Here is a 19,682-nt window from a genome sequence, read left to right as displayed (position 1 = left end):
GCCCCCGAGGCTCCCGCCGAACCGGCCGGCCCCACCTTCCTGGACCTCGGCCTGGACGCCCGCGTGCTGGCCGCCGTCGAAGACCTGGGCTACACCCGCCCCTCGCCGATCCAGGAGGCGACCATCCCGCTGCTGCTGGACGGCCGCGACGTCGTGGGCCTGGCCCAGACCGGCACCGGCAAGACCGGTGCGTTCGCGCTGCCGGCCCTGTCCCGCCTCGCCGAGACCACGGACGTGACCGGGCGCGCGGACACCCCGCAGGTGCTCGCGCTCGCCCCGACCCGCGAGCTCGCCCTCCAGGTGGCCGACGCCTTCGACAGCTACGCCAAGCACCTCGACGACGTCTCCGTGCTCGCCGTCTACGGCGGCTCCCCGTACGGCCCGCAGCTGGCCGGACTGCGTCGGGGTGCGCAGGTCGTCGTCGGCACGCCGGGCCGCGTGATCGACCACCTCGAGCGCGGCTCGCTGGACCTCTCCGATCTGCAGACCCTCGTGCTGGACGAGGCGGACGAGATGCTGCGCATGGGCTTCGCGGAGGAGGTGGACCGCATCCTCGCCTCCACGCCGGACACGAAGCAGACCGCGCTGTTCTCCGCCACCATGCCCCCGGCCATCCGCCGCATCTCCGCCCAGTACCTGAACGCCCCGGAGGAGGTGGCCGTCGCCCGTCAGTCGACGACGTCCGCCACGATCCGCCAGCGCTACCTGCAGGTGGGCCACCAGTGGAAGTTCGAGGCCCTGAGCCGGATCCTCGAGACCGAGGAGCACGACGGCGTCATCGCCTTCGTGCGCACCCGTGCCGGCACCGAGGAGCTCGCCCAGAAGCTCACGCGCGCCGGGTTCAAGGCCGTGGCCATCTCCGGCGACATCGCCCAGAAGCAGCGCGAGAAGACCGTCGAGGACCTGAAGGCCGGCCGCGTGGACATCCTCGTGGCCACCGACGTCGCCGCCCGCGGCCTGGACGTTGAGCGCATCTCGCACGTGGTCAACTACGACATCCCGCAGGACGCCGAGTCCTACGTGCACCGCATCGGCCGCACCGGCCGCGCCGGCCGACAGGGCGACGCCGTGCTCTTCATGACCCCGCGTGAGCGCTTCCTGCTCAAGCAGATCGAGCGGACCACCCGCCAGCAGGTCGAGGAGATGGCCGTGCCCTCCGTCGCCGACGTCAACGCGGCCCGCAAGCGTCGCTTCGCCGACGGCATCACCCGCACCCTCGAGCGCGCCTCGGAGGAGGAGCTGGCGGTGTTCGGCGAGATCGTCGCCGCGTACGTCGACGAGCACGAGGCCGAGCCGGCGCGCGTGGCCGCCGCACTGGGCATGATGGCCCAGGGCGGGCGCCCGCTGCTGGCCCGCGAGCAGGAGATCCCGTTCGGCGGCGCCCGCGGCCGCAAGGACCGCGACGGCGGCCGCGAGGGTGGGCGCGACGGCGGCCGTGAGCGCGGCACGAGTGACGGCCGCGGCTCGCGTGGCCCGGCCCGGGAGCCCGCGGCCGGCAACGCGACGTACTGGATCGCCGTCGGCCACCAGGACCGCGTGCGGCCGGGCAACATCGTGGGCGCGCTGGCGAACGAGGTGGGCCTGCCCGCCTCGGCCATCGGCGCGATCGACCTGCGCGGCAACCACTCGCTCGTCGAGCTGCCGGCGGACATGACCGCGGCCCAGCTCGAGGCCGCGGCCAACGCGGAGATCAACGGCCGTCGCCTCGGCCTGCGCAAGGACACCGGTCGCCCGACCCGCGCCGAGCGCGACGGCGAGGACCGCGGCGAGCGCCGCGGCGGCTTCCGCAAGGACCGCGGCGAGCGCGGCGGCTTCCGCGGGGACCGCGACGGCGGCCAGCGCGGCGGGTACCGCAAGGACCGGGACGACCGCGGCTCCCGCGAGGATCGTGGCGGCTTCCGCAAGGACCGGGACGACCGCGGCTTCCGCGGCGACCGCGGGGGACGCCCCGGCGGCCGCAAGCCCCGCTGGGGCGCCCAGGAGCGCTCGGATCGGGGCGCCCGCCGCTGATCCGGCCGGGGTGCGGACCCCGCCGGAGGCCGTGACCGGGGCCGATTTTGCATCGGCCCCGGGGCCCTGGTAGAGTCTCACCTCGTTGCCCCGATAGCTCAGTGGTAGAGCGCCATCTTGGTAAGATGGAGGTCCCGGGATCGATTCCCGGTCGGGGCTCTGACATGAGAGCCCGCCCTCGCGGCGTGATAACCGTGAGTGCGGGCGTTCTCGTGTCGTGGCGGCGTAGCTCAGCTGGTTAGAGCGCACGACTCATAATCGTGAGGTCGGGGGATCGAGTCCCCCCGCCGCTACGGAATCGGACGGACCCGGTCACCTCCTCGGAGGGGCCGGGTCCTTTCGCGTTCCGAGGCCCGTCCGTCGCCCCGGTAGCCTGGCGGGCATGTCCACGCGTCGCCCCGCCCACCAGCCCGCCCGCGGCACCACCGCGCCCCGCGGCTTCGTCTCCCCGTGGGAGCACGGCTCCCGGCTGTACCGGACCCTCGTGCTGACCGGCTCCGCGCTGTTCCTCGTGGGGATCGTGCTGGCGGTCGTCGGCGGGACCACCGGACGCCTCGCCGTCTCCGGCACCGCCCTGGGCGTGCTCGGCGCGGGCGTCGCCGTGCACCTGTCCGCCCAGCTCGTGCGCTTCCGCCAGGCCGCCCGCCGGCAGGGGGAGCGGCGCCCCGGCCGTTAGGCTGGACGGCAGTCGAGAACCGTCCCGCAGGAGGCCCGAGTTGAGCGTGAACCCCGACGTCGCCGGGCGGAGCTATCCGCCCGCGCCACCCTTCCAGGTCGGCCGGGAGGCGGTCCGCGCCTTCGCCGAGGCCGTGCAGGCCCAGCATCCCGCGCACCACGACGTCGCGGCCGCCCGGGCCCTGGGACACGCCGACCTGGTCGCCCCGCCGACCTTCGCCGTCGTCATCGCCCAGCGCGCCGAGGCCGCCGTCGTCGCCGATCCCGAGCTGGGGATCGACTTCTCGCGCGTGGTCCACGCGGACGAGCGCTTCGTCCACCACCGGCCGCTGGTGGCCGGGGACGAGGTCGTGGCGACCGTGCGGGTCGAGGCCGTGAAGTCCCTCGGCGGCAACCGCATGGTCACCACCGTCACCGAGATCGCGGATCTGGACGGCGCACCCGTCTCCACCGTCACGTCCACCCTGCTGGTCCGGGGAGAGGAGTCCTGATGAGCACCGCCCCCCGCCTGTCCGACCTCGCCCGGGGCGAGGTGGTCGGCACGCGCACCGTCACGTTCACCCGCGCCGACCTCGTCGCCTACGCGGGCGCCTCCGGCGACCGCAACCCGATCCACTGGTCCCCGTCGTTCGCCGAGCACGTCGGCCTGCCCGGCGTCATCGCCCACGGGATGCTCACCATGGGCGCGGCCGTGCAGCTCGTCTCGGAATGGGCGGGCGACCCGGGCGCCGTCGTCGACTACCAGACCCGCTTCACCGGCATGGTGCCCGTCGCGGACACCACGGTCCGCACGGACGACGACGGCGCGCCCGTCCCCGGTGCCACGCTCGAGGTCGTCGGCACGGTCGGCGCCGTGGACGAGGCTGCCGGGACGGTGCGGATCGACCTGAACGTCACCAACCCGGACGCGGCGAAGCCGCGCGTGCTGACCAAGGCGCAGGCCGTGGTGCGCCTGGCCGACCCCGCGGGGGAGAGCGCGTGAGCGAGCGGCTGGCGGACCACACAACCACCCGCGTCGGCGGGCCCGCGCGCGCGTGGGTCACCGCGCGCACCGAGGCTGAGGCGATCGAGGCCGTGCGCGCCGCCGACGCGGCGGGCGAGCCCCTGTTCGTCCTCGGCGGCGGTTCCAACACCCTCATGGCGGACTCCGGCTTCCCCGGCACCGTCGTGCGGCTGGCCTTCGAGGGCATCGGGGTGCTGGACGGGCCGGTGCCCGGCGAGGGTGAGGCGCCGCCCGTCGGCGACGGGGCCCGGCTCGCGGGCCACGAGGGGGAGGCCGTCGTCGTGCGGGTCGCGGCGGGCCATCCGTGGGACGACGCCGTCGCATGGACCGTGGCGCACGGGCTCGGCGGGATCGAGGCGCTCTCGGGCATCCCGGGCTCGGCCGGCGCGACGCCCGTGCAGAACGTCGGCGCGTACGGTGCGGACGTCTCGCAGGTGCTCGTCGCCCTGCGCGCGTGGGACCGGGAGGCGGGGGACGTCGTCGAGCTGACGCCCGCGGATTTGCGCCTCGGCTACCGCGACTCCGTGATCAAGCGCTCCATGCTGGAGACCGGCGCGCCGAGTCCCCGGTGGATCGTGCTCTCGATCGACCTGCGGCTGCGTCGCGCCTCCTCCGACGCCGAGCCGACGGCGCCGGTCCGCTACGGGCAGCTGGCGGCCGCGCTCGACGTCGAGGAGGGCGCCCATGCCCCGCTCGCGGTGGTCCGCCGCGAGGTGCTGGCCCTGCGGGCCGCCAAGGGGATGGTGTCCGACCCGGCGGACCCGGACACGTGGTCCACGGGCAGCTACTTCACGAACCCGATCGTGCCCGCGTCCGTGCGGGCCTCCCTGCCCGAGGGCGCCCCGGCGTTCGCCGCCGGGGAGGCCGAGGACGGGACGCCGCTCGTGAAGCTCTCGGCGGCCTGGCTGATCGATCGCGCGGGCTTCGCGAAGGGCTTCGGGCTGCCCGAGGTCGGGCCCCGCGAGGGCGGTCCGGACGGCCGCGGAGTCGACGGCACCGGCCTGGCCGGGGGCCGCGCGTCGGTGTCCACGAAGCACACCCTCGCCATGACCAACCGCGGCGACGCGACCACCGAGGACGTCCTGACGATCGCGCGCACCGTGCGCGACGGTGTGCGCGAACGCTTCGGTGTCGAGCTGCACCCCGAGCCGATGATCATCGGCACCAGCCTCTGACCCCTCACTTTCGTTCGGGAAACGGCGCCCCCAGGAGTGCTTTCGTTCGGGAAACGGCGCCCCTTGGCGGGGCGGGCGCCGTTTCCCGAACGACAACGACCGAACACCCGCCGTTTCCCGAACGAAAACGGGGGCCGGGGGCGGGGGCCGGGTACGGGGGCCGGGGCTGGGCCGGGTGCGCGCCGCCGCGCCGGCGTCGCGGCTCAGAGGTTGCCGGTGGCGATCATCAGCATGCGGCGCACGGGCTCGGCCGCACCCCACAGCAGCTGGTCGCCGACGGTGAACGCCGACAGGTACTCGGGACCCATGTTGAGCTTGCGCAGCCGGCCGACGGGGATCTGCAGGGTGCCGGTCGCGGCGATCGGGGTCAGGTCGGTGACCGTGGCCTCCTTGGTGTTCGGCACCACCTGCACCCACTCGTTGTCCGCGGCGATGATCTGCTCGACCTCGTCCAGCGGCACGTCCCGGGTGAGCTTGAGGGTGAGGGCCTGCGAGTGGGAGCGCATGGCGCCGATCCGCACGCACAGCGAGTCGAACGGGATCCGGTCCGCCCCGGTCAGTCCGAGCACCTTGTTGGTCTCGTCGTAGGCCTTGCGCTCCTCGCGGGAGACGCCGTCGCCCAGGTCGGAGTCGATCCAGGGGATCAGCGAGCCGCCCAGCGGCACGCCGAACTGCGTCGAGTCCAGGCCGTCGCGCTGCAGCTCGATCACCTTGCGGTCGATCTCGAGGATCGCCGACGCCGGATCGGCCAGCTCGGCCCGCACCGCGCCGCCCAGCTCGGCGTACTGGGTGAGCAGCTCGCGCATGTGCCGGGCACCGCCGCCGGAGGCCGCCTGGTAGGTCATGGCGGTGCCCCACTCGACCAGGCCCGCCTTGAACAGGCCACCGAGGCCCATGAGCATGCAGGAGACGGTGCAGTTGCCGCCGATGAAGTCCTTCGTCCCGTTCGCCAGGGCGGCGTCGATCACGCCGCGGTTCACGGGGTCCAGTGCGATCACGGAGGTGTCCGCCATGCGCAGGGTGGAGGCGGCGTCGATCCAGATGCCGTCCCAGCCGGCGGCGCGCAGCTTCGGGTACACGGCCTGCGTGTAGTCCCCGCCCTGCGCGGTGAGGATCACGGGCAGGGCCTTGAGCGCGTCCACGTCGTACGCGTCCTGGAGCACGCCCGGGTCACCGGCCATGCCCTCGAGCACGGGCGCGGGACCGCCGGCGTTGGACGTGGAGAAGAAGACGGGATGGATACGGGCGAAGTCGCCCTCCTCGGCCATGCGCTGCAGGAGGACGGACCCCACCATGCCGCGCCAGCCGACCAGGCCCACGGTGGGCACGGCGGCCGCGTCGGGGGCGTTCACAGATGCGGGGGCAGCGGAAGTCATGCCCTCCAGGCTAGCGGCCCTGCTGCGCGCGCTTCCGCTTGTTCCACGCGATGAGACCGCCCACGGCAAACACCTGGGTCAGCACGAGCAGGAACACCAGCCCGGCGAGGGTCTTGCCCTGCAGCACGAGGATCAGCCCGAACACGGCGCACACGAACGCCAGCACGGGCAGGGCGACGAGCGCGAGGAACGAGACCGCCTGCGGGGAGAGCAGACGCTGGTCGGAGTCGGTCGAGGCCATGTCAGTCGCGTTCCCATCGTTCGAAGCGGTGGCGCGGGCCGGAGGCGGAGTCCAGCCACGCGTCGGGGGCGGGGTCGACGGCGGTGCGCCGCCAGCGGGCGTCGAGCGGCGGGGCGTGCGTGTCGCCGTCGACGTCGGCGTCGATCACGGTCACCTCGGCGCGCGAGGCCACGTCGAGGGCCTGCTCGTAGAGCGTCGCCCCGCCGATCACCCACACGGTGTCACAGCCGTCGGCCTCGGCCGCGGCGGCCAGGGCCGCCCCGAAGTCCGGCACGACGACGGCGCCCGCGGCCCGCAGCTCCGCGCCGGCCTCCTCGGTGGCCGTCAGGGTGCGGGAGACCACGATGTTCGTGCGCCCGGGCAGCGGGCGGAAGCGCGCCGGGAACGACTCCCACGTGCGCCGGCCCATGATCACGGGGTGGCCGTGCGTGTGGGCCCGGAAGTGCGCGAGGTCCTCCGGGACGTGCCACGGCATGGTGCCGTCGCGACCGATGACGCGCTCGGGGGTCTGGGCCCAGATCATGGCGATCACGGGCTCGGTGGGACGGGTGGCCCGGCTCATGGGGTCGCTGCGCATCCTCGGCTCAGACGGCGATCGGCGCCGTGATGGTGGGGTGGTGACGGTAGTCGAGGACCTCGAAGTCCTCGTAGTCGTAGTCGAAGATCGACGCGGGGGTGCGCCGCAGCCGCAGCCGCGGGTACGGGTACGGCTCGCGGGAGAGCTGCTCGCGCACCTGCTCCTCGTGGTTCGCGTAGATGTGCACGTCCCCGCCGGTCCACACGAACTCGCCGGGAGTCAGCCCGGTCTGCTGCGCGACCATCACCGTGAGCAGCGCGTACGAGGCGATGTTGAACGGCACGCCGAGGAACAGGTCCGCCGAGCGCTGGTAGAGCTGGCATGAGAGCCGCCCGGGGGCGCCGTCCTGACCGGGGGAGACGTAGAACTGGAACAGCGCGTGGCACGGCGGCAACGCCATCTCGTCCACCTCGGCGGGGTTCCACGCGGTGACGATGTGCCGGCGCGAGTCGGGGTTCGTCCGGATCTGCTCCACGACCTTGGCGATCTGGTCGATGTGGCCCCCGTCCGGGGTGGGCCACGAGCGCCACTGCACGCCGTAGACGGGGCCGAGCTCGCCGTCCTCGTCCGCCCACTCGTTCCAGATCCGCACGCCGCGCTCCTGGAGCCACCGCACGTTCGAGTCCCCGCGCAGGAACCACAGCAGCTCGAGCGCGACCGACTTGAAGTGCACGCGCTTGGTCGTGATCAGCGGGAAGGACTCGGCCAGGTCGAAGCGCAGCTGGCGGCCGAACACGCTGCGCGTGCCCGTGCCGGTCCGGTCCGTCTTGACGGCCCCGTGGGCCATCACGTCGGCGAGGAGGTCCTCGTAGGGGGTGGGGATGCTCACCCGGTCCACTCTAGCGATCCGAGCGGACGCGCTGAGCGTCGTCGACGGCCCGGCGGAGGCGGGTACCGGCAGGGCAGGGCCCCGCCCCCGGTCAGCCGTGGAAGACCATGTCCTGGTACTCGGGGTAGCGGCGCAGGTAGTCCTCCACGTAGGAGCACTCGGGCACGATCCGGTCACCCTCCGCGCGCAGCCGGTCCAGGACCATGGTCACGAGGGCGCGGGCATAACCGCGGCGGCCGAACTGCTCGTCGATGATGGTGTGCTGCAGGCGCAGGACCACGGTGTCCTCGCCGTCCGCGCCGCGCACGGTCTCCTGGTCGTAGCCGAGGAACCCGATGAAGGTCCCGTCCTGGCGCAGCTCGAAGCGCTGACGGTCCGGGTCCCGGGTCACCGTGAGGCGCTCGTGGACGATCTTCTCGGGCTGGCTCTGGGCGGCGGTGTTCTCCATGACCCGAGCCTAGGGCCGGGGGCGGGCCCGCTCAACGGTGGCCCGGTCGTGCGGGCCGAGGCCGGCGCGGGCGGCTCAGTCGTCCCAGGGGTCGTAGACCTCGACGGCCACCACGTCGCCGTCGAGGTCGAGCGCGCGGTGCGCCACCAGCACAGCGCCGGGCCGCAGCCACGGATCCTCGGTCGGCAGGGCCCGCAGCACGCGGTCCGCCTGGCCGGCGGCCGCGTCCTCGACCACCTCGAACAGGGTCGGCAGCACCGGCCGGTGCGTGCACACGACCAGCGGCCGGGAGCGGCCCATGAGCTCGGCCATCACCTTGCGGGTCTTCTTGGGCTTCTCCCGGGCCGTGGTCTCCGTGAACGCGCCCTTGGTCTTCAGCGGCAGCCGGCTGGACTTCACGAGCGGGGCCAGCGTCTCCACGCAGCGGCGCCACGGGGAGGAGACCAGCCGCTCCGGCCGCCAGGCCGACACGAGGCCCTCGACGGCGAGCGCCTGCCGCCGGCCCGTCGCCGCCAGCGGGCGCTCCTGCTCGGCGCGGGACCACGAGGAGCGGGGCTTGGCCTTGGCGTGGCGCAGCACCAGCAGCGGCACGGTCCGCAGGCGCCCCCGGGAGGCGGCACGCAGCAGCAGGTCGAGCGGTTCGTGATCCGAGTCGTTCGTCAGCAGCCGCCGGGCCTCGTCCGGCCCGACCCAGCGGACCTCGTCCACCTCGTCGCCGTCGGGGAGGGCGCGCTGGCCGTCGACCTCGGCGGCCCAGTACCAGACCTCCTTGCTCTGACGTGCGCCCCGCTTGCCGGGCACCTCGTACGCCGTCACGCACAGCGGGATGCCCGGCCGCAGCTCGAGGCCGACCTCCTCGCGCAGCTCGCGCACCGCGCACTCCGGCAGGGTCTCACCCGGATCGAGCTTGCCCTTGGGCCACGACCAGTCGTCGTAGCGGGGCCGGTGGATCACCATCACCTCGAGGCCGCCGGGCACGCGGCGCCACGGCAGCATGCCGGCGGCCAGCACCTCGGCGCGGGGGCCTTCCGAGACACGGTCCTCCGTGGACCAGCGGGCGACGCGGTCGGCGTGGGACGAGGGCATGGGGCGGGTTCCTCTCGAGGTGCGGCGGCCGCGACGACTGCTGGGGCAGGGCACGGGGCGTGGCCGACCCCGCGGGGGCCGGCCCCACCAGGATACGAGGCCGCCGGGATGTGCCCGGCCGGTCCCCGCCCGAGGGTCTCAGGGGCGGCGGTATTGGGCGTCGGCGGCGAACAGCTCGAAGCCGAGGGACGCGTAGAGCGTGACGGCGGCCGTGTTGTCCGCGTCCACGTACAGGTCCACGACGTCGACCCCCTGCTCCGCCATCCGGTGCAGCCCCGCCAGGGTGAGGGCCCGACCGAGGCCGAGGCCCTGGGCGTCGGGGGAGACGCCCACGGCGTACACCTCCCCGACGCGCGGGCCGTCGGCTCCGGCATCCGGCTCCACCTTCGTCCAGTGGAAGCCGAGCAGCCGCCCGTCCGCCTCGCGGGCGGCGAGCAGGAGGCCGTCGGCGTCGAACCAGTCCTCCGCCATGCGGTCGTCGAGGTCGGCGCGGGTCAGGCTGCCCTGTTCGGGGTGGTCCGCGAAGGCGGCGGCGTTCACGTCCAGCCAGGCCTGCTCGTCCTGGCCGGGGACGAAGCCGCGCAGGGCCACCCCGTCGGCGAGCCGCACCTCCGGCAGGGCCGCGAGCGCCGCGTGCGACAGGCGCATCCGGCGCAGCTCGCGGACGGGCTCGAGGCCGTGCCGCCGGGCGAGCCGGACCGCCCCCGGGAGCATGCCGTGGGCCCAGACGCTCGTGGTCTCCTCCCGCGCCAGGTCCCGGACCGCGGCGGCCGCGGCGTCGGCCAGGACCGTCCCCCGGCCGGTGCGGCGTGCGGTCGGGTCGACGACGAGCTCGAGCACGGCCGCCGTGCCCTCGGGCACGAGCACGGCCGCCCCGTCGATCGCCCCGTCCGGGCCCCGGGTGGCCCCCCACCAGAGCTGCCCGCCGCGGGCGAGCAGCACGCGCGTCTGGTCCGACAGCGGGGGATGACCGTCCGCCGCCCCGGCGCGGTCGGCCAGGTCCAGGACGGCGCTCGCCTCCTCCGGGCGCGGGGTGACGACGCGCGGCATGCCGTCGGCGTCGGAGGTCGTGGGGGTGGGGTGTTCGGCCATGCCGGCCACCCTACGGAAGGAGGACGGTGGCCCGCGAGGTGCGCCCCGCCGTCGCCCGCCCAGGGCCGAGCCGGTGCGCACCTGGCAGGATGGGGCAGGTGATGCGCTTGTCCATGGCCCTGAGTGCGGCCGTCGCCGCCCTCGTCCTGGGCGGTGCCGCGTTGCTGGGCCCGGTCCCCGCCGCCCTCGCCGCCGCCGTCGTGATCCTGGTCATCGCCTGGGGCTGGCCGCGGCAGATGGGGGCGCCCGCGCGCCTCTCGCTCAGCGTCACCCTGGCCGTCGCCGGGGGCGCCGCGGTGCTGCTCATGCTGCTGTGGCCGCCGCTCGAGGACGGCCACAGCGGGGCCTGGACGCTCTTCGAGCCGCTCGCCGTCGTCGTCGCCTGGAGCACCATGGCCTCGTTCGTCGTCCAGCTGGTGCGCGGGACCGGCCGGCCGCTGCGCCTCGAGTCCACCGTCGCCACGATGGGCGGGGCGTTCGTGGCCGTCGTGACAGCGTGCTGGGTGGCCGTCTCACGCTGGAGCGACACCCCCGCGGTCGCCGGGCTGGTCATCACGCTGGCGGTCACGGTGGCCGCGGTCTCCCTCGTCGGCCTCACCCCGTGGATGCAGGGCCGGCCGGGAGTCCTGGCGCTCGTGGTCATCCCCCTCAGCACGGTGCTCGCGTGGCCCGTCTCCGCGCTGGCCGGCGTGGGCGCCCGGGACCGGCCGGCCGTCATGGCCGCGGCGCTCGCGGTGGCCGTGCTGGTGTCCCTGACCGCCGCCACGGCGCCGTCGTCGCGGCCGCGGCCCGAGGACCGGCCGGTGGGCACCACCCTGCGCCCGCGCCGGGCGGGCTACGCCCTCGCGTTGGCGCCCGTGGGAGCGGCCGGCGTCGTGGCGCACGTCATGGTGGGCTTCCTGGCCTGACAGGTCGGGCCCGCTCGGTAGGATGTCCCGCATGGATACCCTTCTTGCGCTCGAGATCTTCTTCCTGGCCCTCGTGGTCCTGGCCGGCCTGGGCATGGCCGCCGTCGCCGCGGTCGTCATCAGCGGCCTCTTCAAGGGCCAGCGCTGAGGACGCGCGGCCCGCTGTCGGGCCGCGCCGTGATCTGCCATGGCGACTGAACTCCCCTATGACCTCACCCCCGAGCTCGCGCCCCTGTCCTGGCTCATCGGCAGCTGGGAGGGCCAGGGTCGCCTCGGCGACGGCTCCGCCGGCACCGAGATCTTCTACCAGCGGGTGGACTTCACCGAGCACGGTCTGCCGTTCGTCGAGTACCGCGCGGAGTCGTGGCTGTGCGAGGCGGACGGCACGTTGCTGCGTCCGCTGACCGTGGAGTCCGGCTTCTGGCAGGTGGACCGGGCGCGGCGCGACGGCGACGTCGGCCCCGGCATGCGCCCGGCGGACATCGTCCCCGCGTTCCGCTCCGCCGAGGACGTCGAGCGGCTGCGCGCCGGCGACGAGGGCTTCGGCCTGACCGCCACCATCACGCATCCGGGCTCGCTGTCCGAGCTGTACTACGGCCGCATCAAGGGCCCGCAGCTGCAGCTGGCCACGGACGCGGTCCTGAGTGGCTCCGCCGCCGGCCCGTACCACCGGGCCACCCGCATGGCCGGTCTCGTGAACGGGCAGCTGTTCTGGCGCTGGGACGTCGCGGACGCCGCGGGCGCCGAGCTCGAGGCGCACGCCTCCGCCATCCTGGACCGCATGCCGAGCGCGGCCGAGGGTCGGCTCGCCCCGGGGGCCGAGCGTCCTCGCGGGGCTCGCGGGGAGCAGTCGTGACAGCCTCCCGCAGCCCGCTGTTGGACCTGGCCGTGGCCGAGCCGCAGGGGCCGGCCGGCGGCGCCGTCGAGGGCCTCGGCCCGGACGCCGGCGTCGCCGCGCACTACGGTCGCCCCCTGCCCGAGCAGCGCGCCCTCGCCCGGGGCCGCGCCCTGGTGGACCTCTCCCACCGGGCCGTGCTCTCCGTGTCCGGCCCGGACCGGCTGAGCTGGCTGCACACGCTCGGCACGCAGCACGTCGAGACGCTGCCCCCCGGCACGAGCACCGAGATCCTCTTCCTCGACGTGCAGGGGCGGATCGAGCACGCCGCCCACCTGCTCGAGGACGGCGCCGCGGCCTGGCTCGTCACGGACCGCGAGGACGGCCCGGGCCTCGCCGCGTGGCTCACCTCGATGCGCTTCTCCCACGACGTCACGCTGCGGGACCACACCGGGGCGGTCGCCGTCGTGGGCGCCACCGCGCCCGTGCCCGGCTGGGAGGACCGCACCGTGTGGCTGGACCCGTGGCCGCGCGTCGGGGCGGGCGGCTGGGCCTACACGGCCGATCCGGATCCGGCGACCCACCCGGGTGCGGACTGGTCCTGGCGCGAGTACCTCGTCACCCGGGCCGACCTCGAGGCCACCGTCCGCGCGCTCGGCACGGGCGTGCTCGCGGGCTGGTCCCTGGCGGGCACGACGGCGGCCGAGGCGCTGCGCATCGAGGCCGGCCGCCCCCGCCGGGCCCTCGACGTGGACGACCGCGCGATCCCGCACGAGCTGGACCTGCTGCGCACCGCCGTGCACCTCGAGAAGGGCTGCTACCGCGGTCAGGAGACCGTGGCGCGCGTGCACAACCTGGGCCGCCCGCCCCGCCGCCTCACCCGCCTGCTCCTGGACGGCTCCGTCCACGCGCTCCCCGAGCACGGTGCCCCCGTGATCCTCCGGCCGGCCGAGGACACGCCCGAGGCCCGCGCCGCCGCCCGTCCGGTGGGGACGGTCACCGCCGCGGCCCAGCACCATGAGGCGGGCGCCGTCGCCCTGGCGCTGCTCAAGCGCACGGTGCCCGTGGACGCCGAGCTGCTGGTCCGCGAGGACGCTCCCGGCGAGGACGGTGCCGCCGAGGGCGGCTGGATCGCCGCGAGCCAGGAGCCGCTCGTGTCCCCGGACGCCGGGCAGGTCGTCGGCCGACCGCGCGGCGTGGGCCGCCTGCGCTGACCGACTCGCCGGCTCAGTCCAGCGCGAGGACGGTCCGCGTGCCCGCCGCCTCCAGCCCGACGGCGATCGCCACGTGGTGCGCGGCCGTGTGGCCCGCCGGCACCTCGGCGAACGGCAGCAGCCCCTCCAGCGCCGCCCGGTCCATCGCCACGGCCACCGCGTAGCGGCCGAGCCCACGACCGCGCAGCCGCGGTGGGGTGAGGGTGCCCAGCGAGGCCAGCACGCCGCCCGTCACGCGATGCCCCGCCGCCGCCACCGCGGCTTCGATCGCCCGTCCCGCGCCGTCGTCGGGAACGAGCGCGACCGAGGACTCCCAGGAGGGGACACCCGCCTCGGCCACGTCGTCTGCGGGGGCCTGCGCGACCACGGCGTGGACGTGGGCGGGGTCGTCGGACACGTTGACGGTGCGCGAGGGGTCGACCGGCGGCGGTTCCTCGGCGGCGTAGAGCGTGAACTCGCCGCGGGAGCGCACGGCCTCCCCGGCGGCGGCGCGCACCGCCGTCCGCAGCAGGGCCGACTCCACGCCCAGCGCCTCGGCGGGCACGCCGCGGCAGGCACGCGTGAACCACGCCGGCCCCGCCACGACGGTGGCCCAGGGCAGGGCCAGCACCTCCGCCTCGGCGACGCCCTGCCGGGCCACCTCGATGCGGCGCGGCTCGGCGCCCGCCGCCGGGGCGTCGCCGGGCAGGAGCGCGGTGTCGGGCAGGCCGAGCCGACGCGCCAGCCCGAGGGCCAGCACGCCGACGGCGGGGTGGTCGGGTCTCACCGGCCGAACAGGATCTTCGCCTCGTCGTAGCGGGAGACCGGCACCTTCTTGAGGCCCTTGAGGGCGGCGCTCATGGGGATGGAGATGATCTCCGTGCCGTTGGCCGCCACCATCTGTCCCCAGCGGCGCTGGGCGACGAGGTCGACGGCGCCCATGCCGAAGCGCGTGGAGAGCACGCGGTCCGTGGCGGTGGGGGCGCCGCCGCGCTGGATGTGGCCCAGGATGGTGCTGCGCGTCTCGATGCCCGTCATCTCCTCGATCTCGCGGGTCACCCACTCGCCGATGCCGCCCAGACGCGGCCGGCCGGACGCCTCGACCCCGGCCTCGGCCAGCGGATCGTCGTGGCCCTCGGGGACGAAGCCCTCCGCCACCACGACCAGCGGGGAGCGACCGCGGTCGTGGACCTGCTGCACCCACTCGGCGACCTGGGACATCGGGGTGCGGACCTCGGGGATGAGGATCGCGTGGGCGCCGGCGGCCATGCCCGAGTGCAGGGCGATCCAGCCGACGTGGCGGCCCATGACCTCGGCGACCATGCAGCGGTGGTGGGACTCGCCCGTGGTGCGCAGCCGGTCCATGGCGTCCGTGGCGATCTGCACGGCCGTGTCGAAGCCGAACGTGTAGTCGGTGCCCTGCAGGTCGTTGTCGATCGTCTTGGGCACGCCCACGATCGGCAGCCCGTCCGCGGCCAGGCGGTTCGCGCCGGCCAGGGTGCCCTCGCCGCCGATCGCGATGACGGCGTCGATGTCCAGCTCGCGCAGGTTGCGGAGCATGTTCTCCGGGCCGCCGCCCTCCGCGTTGTAGGGGTGCGTGCGGGAGGTGCCGAGGATGGTGCCGCCGGTGCGGGCCAGGCCGCGCACGCGGGAGCGGGGCAGGTCCTCGACGTCCTTCTCGATCAGGCCGGACCACCCGTTGCGGATGCCCACCATCTCCATGTCGTACGACTTGATGCCGTGCAGGACGGCGGAGCGGATGACGGCGTTGAGGCCGGGGCAGTCGCCTCCGGAGGTGAGCATTCCGACGCGCATGGGGGTCCTCTCGGGCGTTCTCGTGGGGGTCGGCACCACCCTAGGCGTGCCCGCCGCGTCGCGTCAGGGGACGGGCGACGGGCGGCGGGTCAGCCGAGGGCCACGAGGACGGCGACCTGGAGGGCCGTCGCACCCACGAGGATGCCGCTCGCCGGGCCGAGGGTGCCGGGACGACGGCCGCTGAGCAGAGCGCCCAGCAGGACGGGGGCGATCACCGCGAGCGCGGCCACGAGCATCGGCACCGCCAGCAGCGTGGGGGTCGGACCGACACCGAGCAGCAGGCTGATCCCGAGGGCGGCGAGCGCGGCGAGGACGGCCCCGGCGTAGGTGGCGGCCTGCGCGATCGGCCCGAGGCGCGGCTTCGCGGCCGTGGCTGCGGACCCCGAGCCGGTCGGGGCGGTGGCTGCCCGGGGGGCCTCCTCGGCCAGGCGCGCCGCGGCTCGCCGCTCGCGGGAGTGGACGTGGTCGCGCCAGGTGCCGGTCGCGGGGTCGATCCATTCGGGGTGGAAGCCGTGCGGGTCGGTGACCTCGGCCGCCCGCTCGCGCGGACCTCCGCCGACGTACCAGGCCGGGCGCGGCACGGCGTGGCTGGGCTGGTCGGCGTCGGGGGCCCGGCCCGGGGCCACGCGGGCCTGCGCCCGGCCGTCCCAGCGGGTCACGAGCCACCAGACGAGCACGGCCAGCGCGCCCAGGCCCAGGAGGGAGCCGGGGCCGCCCACGGCCGGGGCGATGAGGGTGAACCCGGCGCCGAGCAGCAGGTTGAGGGCGCCGATCGCCCCGATCACGCCGATGGCCACGGTGGCGTCCTGCCACTCCCTGCGGCGCAGGCGGCCGAACTGCACGCGTCCGTCGGCGTCGGGGAGCACGGCCCAGGCGGCCGCGTAGGCCAGCAGGCCCAGGCCCGCGGAGACCATGCACACGGCGACGAACACGCCGCGGGCGAGCAGCGGGTCGATGCGGTAGCGCTCGGCCACCCCGCCGAGCACCCCGCCGACCCACGAGGCCGGCGAGCGGCGCACGCCCCAGCTCAGGACGGCGCGGCGCAGCCAGCCCGGCAGGGCGTCCAGTCCGTCGGGGCCGGTCTCGCCCGAGGCGGCTCCGTCGGGGGCGACGTGGGGGCCGGGGCGGGCCGGTGAACGGGTCGTGTGTGCTCGTCATGTCTCCATCCTCGTCCGCCTGCGGCCCCCGCCCATCCGGGAACTCCCGGAATCCTCCCCGGATGTGCCGCCCCGTCCGACACGGCAGGATGGGGGCATGCCCACCCCGTCCGCGCCCGCGCCGGCCCCGCGTCCGCCGTTGATGCGGCACGGGGCCGACCGTCCGGTGTCCGGCGTCGCCGCGGGGCTCGCCCGGCACCTCGGGATGCCCGCCGGCCGCGTCCGCGCGGCCCTGGCGCTGCTGAGCCTGCTGGGCGGCGCGGGCCTGGCCCTGTACGTGTGGCTCTGGCTGCTCATGCCGGAGGAGGGTCCGGACGGCGCCCCCGCCGCCGACGCCCCCACCCTGCGTGGTCGCGCCCCCGAGGTGCTCGAGCGGGTGCGCGAGGGCGGCTGGCCGGTGCTGCTGGCCGCCGTGGTGCTCGGCGTGGGCGTGCTGACCGTCGCGGACGGCCTCGGCCTCACCGTCGACTGGGCGCTCGTGGGCCCGGTGGCCGTCCTCGTGATCGGCCTCGGCCTGGCCTGGATGCAGCTCGACCTGGCGGGCGGGCCCCGGGCCGGGCGGAGCGGACGACTGGTCCGCCTCGTGCTCGGCACGGCCCTCGTGCTGCTGGCGGTGCTGGCCATCGTCCTGGGCGCCGTGAGCTCGGGCGAGCTGTGGCGGGCTCTGCTGGCCGCCGTCGCGATGCTCGCCGGCGCGGCGCTGGTGGCCATGCCCTACGCCCTGGCCTGGCTGCGCCGACGCGACGCGGAGCGGACCGCGTTCGCGGTGCAGGCCCAGCGCGCCGAGATCGCGGCGCACCTGCACGACTCGGTGCTGCAGTCCCTCGCCCTCATCCAGCGGCGCGCCCAGGACGCGGACGTGGTGGCCCGGGTGGCCCGCGCCCAGGAGCGTGAGCTGCGTCAGTTCCTCGCCCTGGACTCCCGCGGCGGCCCGCACTCCCTGGCGGAGGCGCTCGACCAGCACGCCGCCGCCGTCGAGGACGCCCACGGGGCCCGGGTGGAGGTCGTGGCCGTGGGGCGGGCCGCGGGGGCGTGGCTCGAGCCGCTCGCGGCCGCGGCACGCGAGGCCATGCAGAACGCGGCCCGGCACGCCGGCGACGCGCAGGTCTTCGCGGAGGCCGGTGAGGACGACCGCGGCCGCACCGTCGCGGAGGTGTTCGTCCGGGACCGCGGCCCCGGCTTCGACCTGCCCACGGTCCCGGCCGACCGGCTCGGCGTGCGGGAGTCGATCCTCGGCCGCATGGAGCGTGCCGGCGGGACCGCCCGCATCCGGTCCGGCCCGGGCGGCACCGAGGTCCACCTGACGCTGGCCGAGCCCGAGGGTGCGCGAGCGCGCACCGGACAGGAGCACCCATGACCGACCCCGCCCCGCGCACGGCCGTCATCGTGGACGACCACGCGATCTTCCGCTCCGGCCTGCGCGCCGACCTGGACCCGGACCGACTGGCCATTCTCGGCGAGGCCGGGGACGTGGACGAGGCCGTCCGCGCCGTGCTGGACCTGGCGCCGGATGTGGTGCTGCTGGACGTGCACCTGCCCGGCGGGGCCGGCGGCGGGGGAGCGGAGGTGGCCGAGCGTGTCCTCGCGCGCCGACCCGCGCAGCGGTTCCTGGCCCTGTCCGTCTCGGACGCGGCCGAGGACGTCGTCGCCGTGATCCGTGCGGGGGCCCGCGGCTACATCACCAAGACGGCCTCCGGCGCCGAGGTGGCGGACGCGGCGGTCCGCGTGGCCGACGGCGACGCCGTGTTCTCGCCCCGGCTGGCCGGGTTCGTCCTCGACGCCTTCCGCGGCACGGCGCCCGCGCCTCCGCCCGTCACCGCTGCGGCGACGAGCGGGGCTGCGGCCCCCGACGAGGACCTCGACCGGCTCTCGGCACGGGAGCGGGAGGTCATGCGGCTGATCGCCCGCGGATACACCTACCGGGAGGCCGGGGCGGAGCTGTTCATCTCGGACCGCACGGTCGAGACCCACGTGTCCTCCGTGCTGCGCAAGCTCCAGCTCTCCAACCGCCACGAGCTGACCCGCTGGGCCGCGCGCCGCGGATACGCCTGAGCCCCGCGGCGCGCGGCGTCGCGGGGCTCAGGGGTGGGGTGTGCGGCTCAGGCGCTGAGCAGGGCGCGGATGCGCTCGACGCCCTCCGCGAGGTCCGCATCGCCCAACGCGTAGGACAGTCGCAGGTAGCCGGACGGGCCGAACGCCTCGCCCGGGACCACGGCGACCTCCGCCTCGTCGAGGATGAAGGCGGCCAGCTCGGCCGACGTCGTGGGGGTGACGCCCCCGCGGTAGGTCTTCCCGAGCGCCTCCCGCACGTCCACGTACGCGTAGAACGCGCCCTGCGGGGTGGGGCAGTGGAAGCCCGGCACGGCGTCCATGGCCTCGACCATGGCCCGGCGCCGGCGGTCGAACGCCGTCTTCATCTCCGCCACGGCGTCCAACGGGCCGGCGACGGCGGCCAGCGCGGCCCGCTGCGACACGTTGGCCACATTCGAGGTGGCGTGGGACTGCAGGTTCGTGGCGGCCTTGACCACGTCCAGCGGACCGGCCATCCAGCCGACGCGCCAGCCCGTCATGGCGTAGGTCTTGGCGACGCCGTTGAGGATCACGGACTGCTCCGCCAGCTCGGGCACGGCGCGGACGATCGAGGTGAACGGCATGCCGTCGTAGGTCAGGTGCTCGTAGATCTCGTCGGTGACCACCCACAGCCCCCGCTCCCGTGCCCACCGGCCGATCGCCGCCGTCTCCTCGGGGGAGTACACGGCGCCGGTGGGGTTGGAGGGGGAGACGAACAGGAGCACCTTGGTGCGGTCCGTGACGGCCTCGTCGAGCTGGTCCACGGTGACCTTGTAGCCCTGCTCGGGGCCGGCGAACACCTCCACCGACACGCCCCCGGCCAGGCGGATCGCCTCGGGGTAGGTGGTCCAGTAGGGGGCGGGGACGAGCACCTCGTCCTGCGGGTCCAGCAGGGCGGCGAAGGCGTTGTACACGGCCTGCTTCCCGCCGTTGGTCACGAGCACCTGGGCGGCCTCGAGGGACACGCCGGAGTCGCGCAGCGTCTTGGCCGCGATCGCCTCGCGCAGCTCGGGCAGGCCGGCGGCGGGGGAGTAGCGGTGGTTCTTCGGGTCCCGGGCCGCGGCGACGGCGGCCTCCACGATGTAGTCCGGGGTGGGGAAGTCGGGCTCGCCGGCGCCGAAGCCGATCACCGGGCGCCCGGCGGCCTTGAGCTCCTTGGCGCGGGCGTCGACGGCGAGGGTGGCGGAGGGGG

The 19,682-nt window shown here is 75.5% G+C and carries 21 protein-coding genes and 2 tRNA genes; 12 read left to right on the top strand and 11 right to left on the bottom strand.

The features are described 5' to 3' along the window. From J1M37_RS00760 to J1M37_RS00730, 7 genes are all read left to right on the top strand, one after another. Positions 1–2,010: DEAD/DEAH box helicase (locus J1M37_RS00760; RefSeq protein WP_206451954.1), on the top strand; the 2,010-nt coding region annotated here is incomplete at its 5' end. An 87-nt stretch (positions 2,011–2,097) separates the two neighbouring features. Further along, positions 2,098–2,169, top strand: a tRNA-Thr gene (locus J1M37_RS00755). Positions 2,170–2,229: 60 nt separating this feature from the next. Then, positions 2,230–2,303, top strand: a tRNA-Met gene (locus J1M37_RS00750). A gap of 89 nt (positions 2,304–2,392) precedes the next feature. After that, entirely contained in the window at positions 2,393–2,686 is a 294-nt protein-coding gene (locus J1M37_RS00745; protein ID WP_036317700.1) for a hypothetical protein, read from the top strand. A gap of 40 nt (positions 2,687–2,726) precedes the next feature. Next, the gene (locus tag J1M37_RS00740; protein WP_206451953.1) at positions 2,727–3,176 is read left to right on the top strand and encodes an FAS1-like dehydratase domain-containing protein; all 450 of its coding nucleotides are present in this window, start codon (positions 2,727–2,729) and stop codon (positions 3,174–3,176) included. Further along, positions 3,176–3,667, top strand: coding sequence for a MaoC/PaaZ C-terminal domain-containing protein (locus tag J1M37_RS00735; protein ID WP_170720998.1), 492 nt, complete (start codon positions 3,176–3,178; stop codon positions 3,665–3,667). Before J1M37_RS00740 ends, J1M37_RS00735 begins: the two co-directional genes overlap by 1 nt. After that, on the top strand, positions 3,664–4,863 hold the full coding sequence (locus tag J1M37_RS00730) for a UDP-N-acetylmuramate dehydrogenase (RefSeq protein ID WP_206451952.1): 1,200 nt from the start codon (positions 3,664–3,666) through the stop codon (positions 4,861–4,863). Before J1M37_RS00735 ends, J1M37_RS00730 begins: the two co-directional genes overlap by 4 nt. Before the next feature lie 203 nt (positions 4,864–5,066). Here J1M37_RS00730 and asd read toward each other — a convergent pair whose 3' ends face one another. The 7 genes from asd to mshD form a co-directional block, all read right to left on the bottom strand. Continuing rightward, positions 5,067–6,239 (bottom strand): aspartate-semialdehyde dehydrogenase, encoded by a 1,173-nt coding sequence (asd, locus tag J1M37_RS00725; protein ID WP_049146263.1) that lies wholly within the window; start codon positions 6,237–6,239, stop codon positions 5,067–5,069. A 10-nt stretch (positions 6,240–6,249) separates the two neighbouring features. Beyond that, positions 6,250–6,480, bottom strand: coding sequence for an NF038396 family protein (locus J1M37_RS00720; protein ID WP_041103572.1), 231 nt, complete (start codon positions 6,478–6,480; stop codon positions 6,250–6,252). Position 6,481: 1 nt separating this feature from the next. After that, complete coding sequence (locus J1M37_RS00715; RefSeq protein ID WP_036334313.1) at positions 6,482–7,042, bottom strand: dihydrofolate reductase; 561 nt, start codon at positions 7,040–7,042, stop codon at positions 6,482–6,484. 22 nt (positions 7,043–7,064) lie between these two features. After that, positions 7,065–7,895, bottom strand: a complete 831-nt coding sequence (locus J1M37_RS00710) for a thymidylate synthase (protein WP_101965853.1) — start codon at positions 7,893–7,895, stop codon at positions 7,065–7,067. Positions 7,896–7,977: 82 nt separating this feature from the next. After that, complete coding sequence (locus tag J1M37_RS00705) at positions 7,978–8,334, bottom strand: GNAT family N-acetyltransferase (RefSeq protein ID WP_041103569.1); 357 nt, start codon at positions 8,332–8,334, stop codon at positions 7,978–7,980. A 75-nt stretch (positions 8,335–8,409) separates the two neighbouring features. Beyond that, the gene (locus J1M37_RS00700; protein ID WP_041103568.1) at positions 8,410–9,420 is read right to left on the bottom strand and encodes an NUDIX hydrolase; all 1,011 of its coding nucleotides are present in this window, start codon (positions 9,418–9,420) and stop codon (positions 8,410–8,412) included. Positions 9,421–9,558: 138 nt separating this feature from the next. Then, the gene (gene mshD, locus J1M37_RS00695) at positions 9,559–10,512 is read right to left on the bottom strand and encodes a mycothiol synthase (protein ID WP_078025939.1); all 954 of its coding nucleotides are present in this window, start codon (positions 10,510–10,512) and stop codon (positions 9,559–9,561) included. Between the two features lie 101 nt (positions 10,513–10,613). On the opposite strand from mshD, the gene J1M37_RS00690 reads away from it, so the two are divergent. From J1M37_RS00690 to ygfZ, 3 genes are all read left to right on the top strand, one after another. Then, on the top strand, positions 10,614–11,420 hold the full coding sequence (locus tag J1M37_RS00690; RefSeq protein ID WP_239664486.1) for a hypothetical protein: 807 nt from the start codon (positions 10,614–10,616) through the stop codon (positions 11,418–11,420). A gap of 187 nt (positions 11,421–11,607) precedes the next feature. Continuing rightward, complete coding sequence (locus tag J1M37_RS00685) at positions 11,608–12,276, top strand: FABP family protein (protein WP_063188690.1); 669 nt, start codon at positions 11,608–11,610, stop codon at positions 12,274–12,276. After that, positions 12,273–13,469: a CAF17-like 4Fe-4S cluster assembly/insertion protein YgfZ gene (ygfZ, locus tag J1M37_RS00680; RefSeq protein ID WP_102708518.1), complete on the top strand. Its 1,197-nt coding sequence runs from the start codon at positions 12,273–12,275 to the stop codon at positions 13,467–13,469. The genes J1M37_RS00685 and ygfZ overlap by 4 nt, the downstream gene beginning before the upstream one ends. Positions 13,470–13,482: 13 nt before the next feature. On the opposite strand, the gene J1M37_RS00675 is transcribed toward ygfZ, so the two are convergent. The 3 genes from J1M37_RS00675 to J1M37_RS00665 all read right to left on the bottom strand — a co-directional run bounded on the left by J1M37_RS00675 (position 13,483) and on the right by J1M37_RS00665 (position 16,282). Beyond that, positions 13,483–14,235, bottom strand: a complete 753-nt coding sequence (locus J1M37_RS00675; protein WP_102708517.1) for a hypothetical protein — start codon at positions 14,233–14,235, stop codon at positions 13,483–13,485. Further along, positions 14,232–15,263, bottom strand: coding sequence for a 6-phosphofructokinase (locus J1M37_RS00670; RefSeq protein WP_036317733.1), 1,032 nt, complete (start codon positions 15,261–15,263; stop codon positions 14,232–14,234). The genes J1M37_RS00675 and J1M37_RS00670 overlap by 4 nt, the downstream gene beginning before the upstream one ends. Before the next feature lie 89 nt (positions 15,264–15,352). Next, the gene (locus tag J1M37_RS00665) at positions 15,353–16,282 is read right to left on the bottom strand and encodes a PspC domain-containing protein (protein WP_342345100.1); all 930 of its coding nucleotides are present in this window, start codon (positions 16,280–16,282) and stop codon (positions 15,353–15,355) included. Between the two features lie 235 nt (positions 16,283–16,517). Here J1M37_RS00665 and J1M37_RS00660 point away from each other — a divergent pair, with 235 nt between their 5' ends. Together J1M37_RS00660 and J1M37_RS00655 are read left to right on the top strand one after the other, a co-directional pair. Continuing rightward, complete coding sequence (locus tag J1M37_RS00660; protein ID WP_036317738.1) at positions 16,518–17,777, top strand: ATP-binding protein; 1,260 nt, start codon at positions 16,518–16,520, stop codon at positions 17,775–17,777. Then, on the top strand, positions 17,774–18,472 hold the full coding sequence (locus tag J1M37_RS00655) for a LuxR C-terminal-related transcriptional regulator (protein WP_036317741.1): 699 nt from the start codon (positions 17,774–17,776) through the stop codon (positions 18,470–18,472). The genes J1M37_RS00660 and J1M37_RS00655 overlap by 4 nt, the downstream gene beginning before the upstream one ends. A gap of 47 nt (positions 18,473–18,519) precedes the next feature. On the opposite strand, the gene J1M37_RS00650 is transcribed toward J1M37_RS00655, so the two are convergent. Continuing rightward, positions 18,520–19,682, bottom strand: a 1,163-nt coding sequence (locus J1M37_RS00650; protein ID WP_206451951.1) for a pyridoxal phosphate-dependent aminotransferase, incomplete at its 5' end; no start/stop codon positions are given.

Source organism: Micrococcus sp. KRD012, assembly GCF_017168555.1.
Taxonomy (GTDB): Bacteria; Actinomycetota; Actinomycetes; order Actinomycetales; family Micrococcaceae; genus Micrococcus; species Micrococcus luteus.
This window is presented reverse-complemented; position numbering and strand designations above follow the sequence as displayed.

Excerpts from the sequence above, each read along its gene's own strand:
- J1M37_RS00745 (WP_036317700.1), top strand. The coding sequence starts at position 2,393 with ATGTCCACGCGTCGCCCCGCCCACCAGCCCGCCCGCGGCACCACCGCG.
- J1M37_RS00735 (WP_170720998.1), top strand. The coding sequence starts at position 3,176 with ATGAGCACCGCCCCCCGCCTGTCCGACCTCGCCCGGGGCGAGGTGGTC.
- asd (WP_049146263.1), bottom strand. The coding sequence starts at position 6,239 with ATGACTTCCGCTGCCCCCGCATCTGTGAACGCCCCCGACGCGGCCGCC.
- J1M37_RS00720 (WP_041103572.1), bottom strand. The coding sequence starts at position 6,480 with ATGGCCTCGACCGACTCCGACCAGCGTCTGCTCTCCCCGCAGGCGGTC.
- J1M37_RS00715 (WP_036334313.1), bottom strand. The coding sequence starts at position 7,042 with ATGAGCCGGGCCACCCGTCCCACCGAGCCCGTGATCGCCATGATCTGG.
- J1M37_RS00705 (WP_041103569.1), bottom strand. The coding sequence starts at position 8,334 with ATGGAGAACACCGCCGCCCAGAGCCAGCCCGAGAAGATCGTCCACGAG.
- J1M37_RS00700 (WP_041103568.1), bottom strand. The coding sequence starts at position 9,420 with ATGCCCTCGTCCCACGCCGACCGCGTCGCCCGCTGGTCCACGGAGGAC.
- mshD (WP_078025939.1), bottom strand. The coding sequence starts at position 10,512 with ATGGCCGAACACCCCACCCCCACGACCTCCGACGCCGACGGCATGCCG.
- J1M37_RS00690 (WP_239664486.1), top strand. The coding sequence starts at position 10,614 with ATGCGCTTGTCCATGGCCCTGAGTGCGGCCGTCGCCGCCCTCGTCCTG.
- J1M37_RS00685 (WP_063188690.1), top strand. The coding sequence starts at position 11,608 with ATGGCGACTGAACTCCCCTATGACCTCACCCCCGAGCTCGCGCCCCTG.
- J1M37_RS00670 (WP_036317733.1), bottom strand. The coding sequence starts at position 15,263 with ATGCGCGTCGGAATGCTCACCTCCGGAGGCGACTGCCCCGGCCTCAAC.
- J1M37_RS00660 (WP_036317738.1), top strand. The coding sequence starts at position 16,518 with ATGCCCACCCCGTCCGCGCCCGCGCCGGCCCCGCGTCCGCCGTTGATG.
- J1M37_RS00655 (WP_036317741.1), top strand. The coding sequence starts at position 17,774 with ATGACCGACCCCGCCCCGCGCACGGCCGTCATCGTGGACGACCACGCG.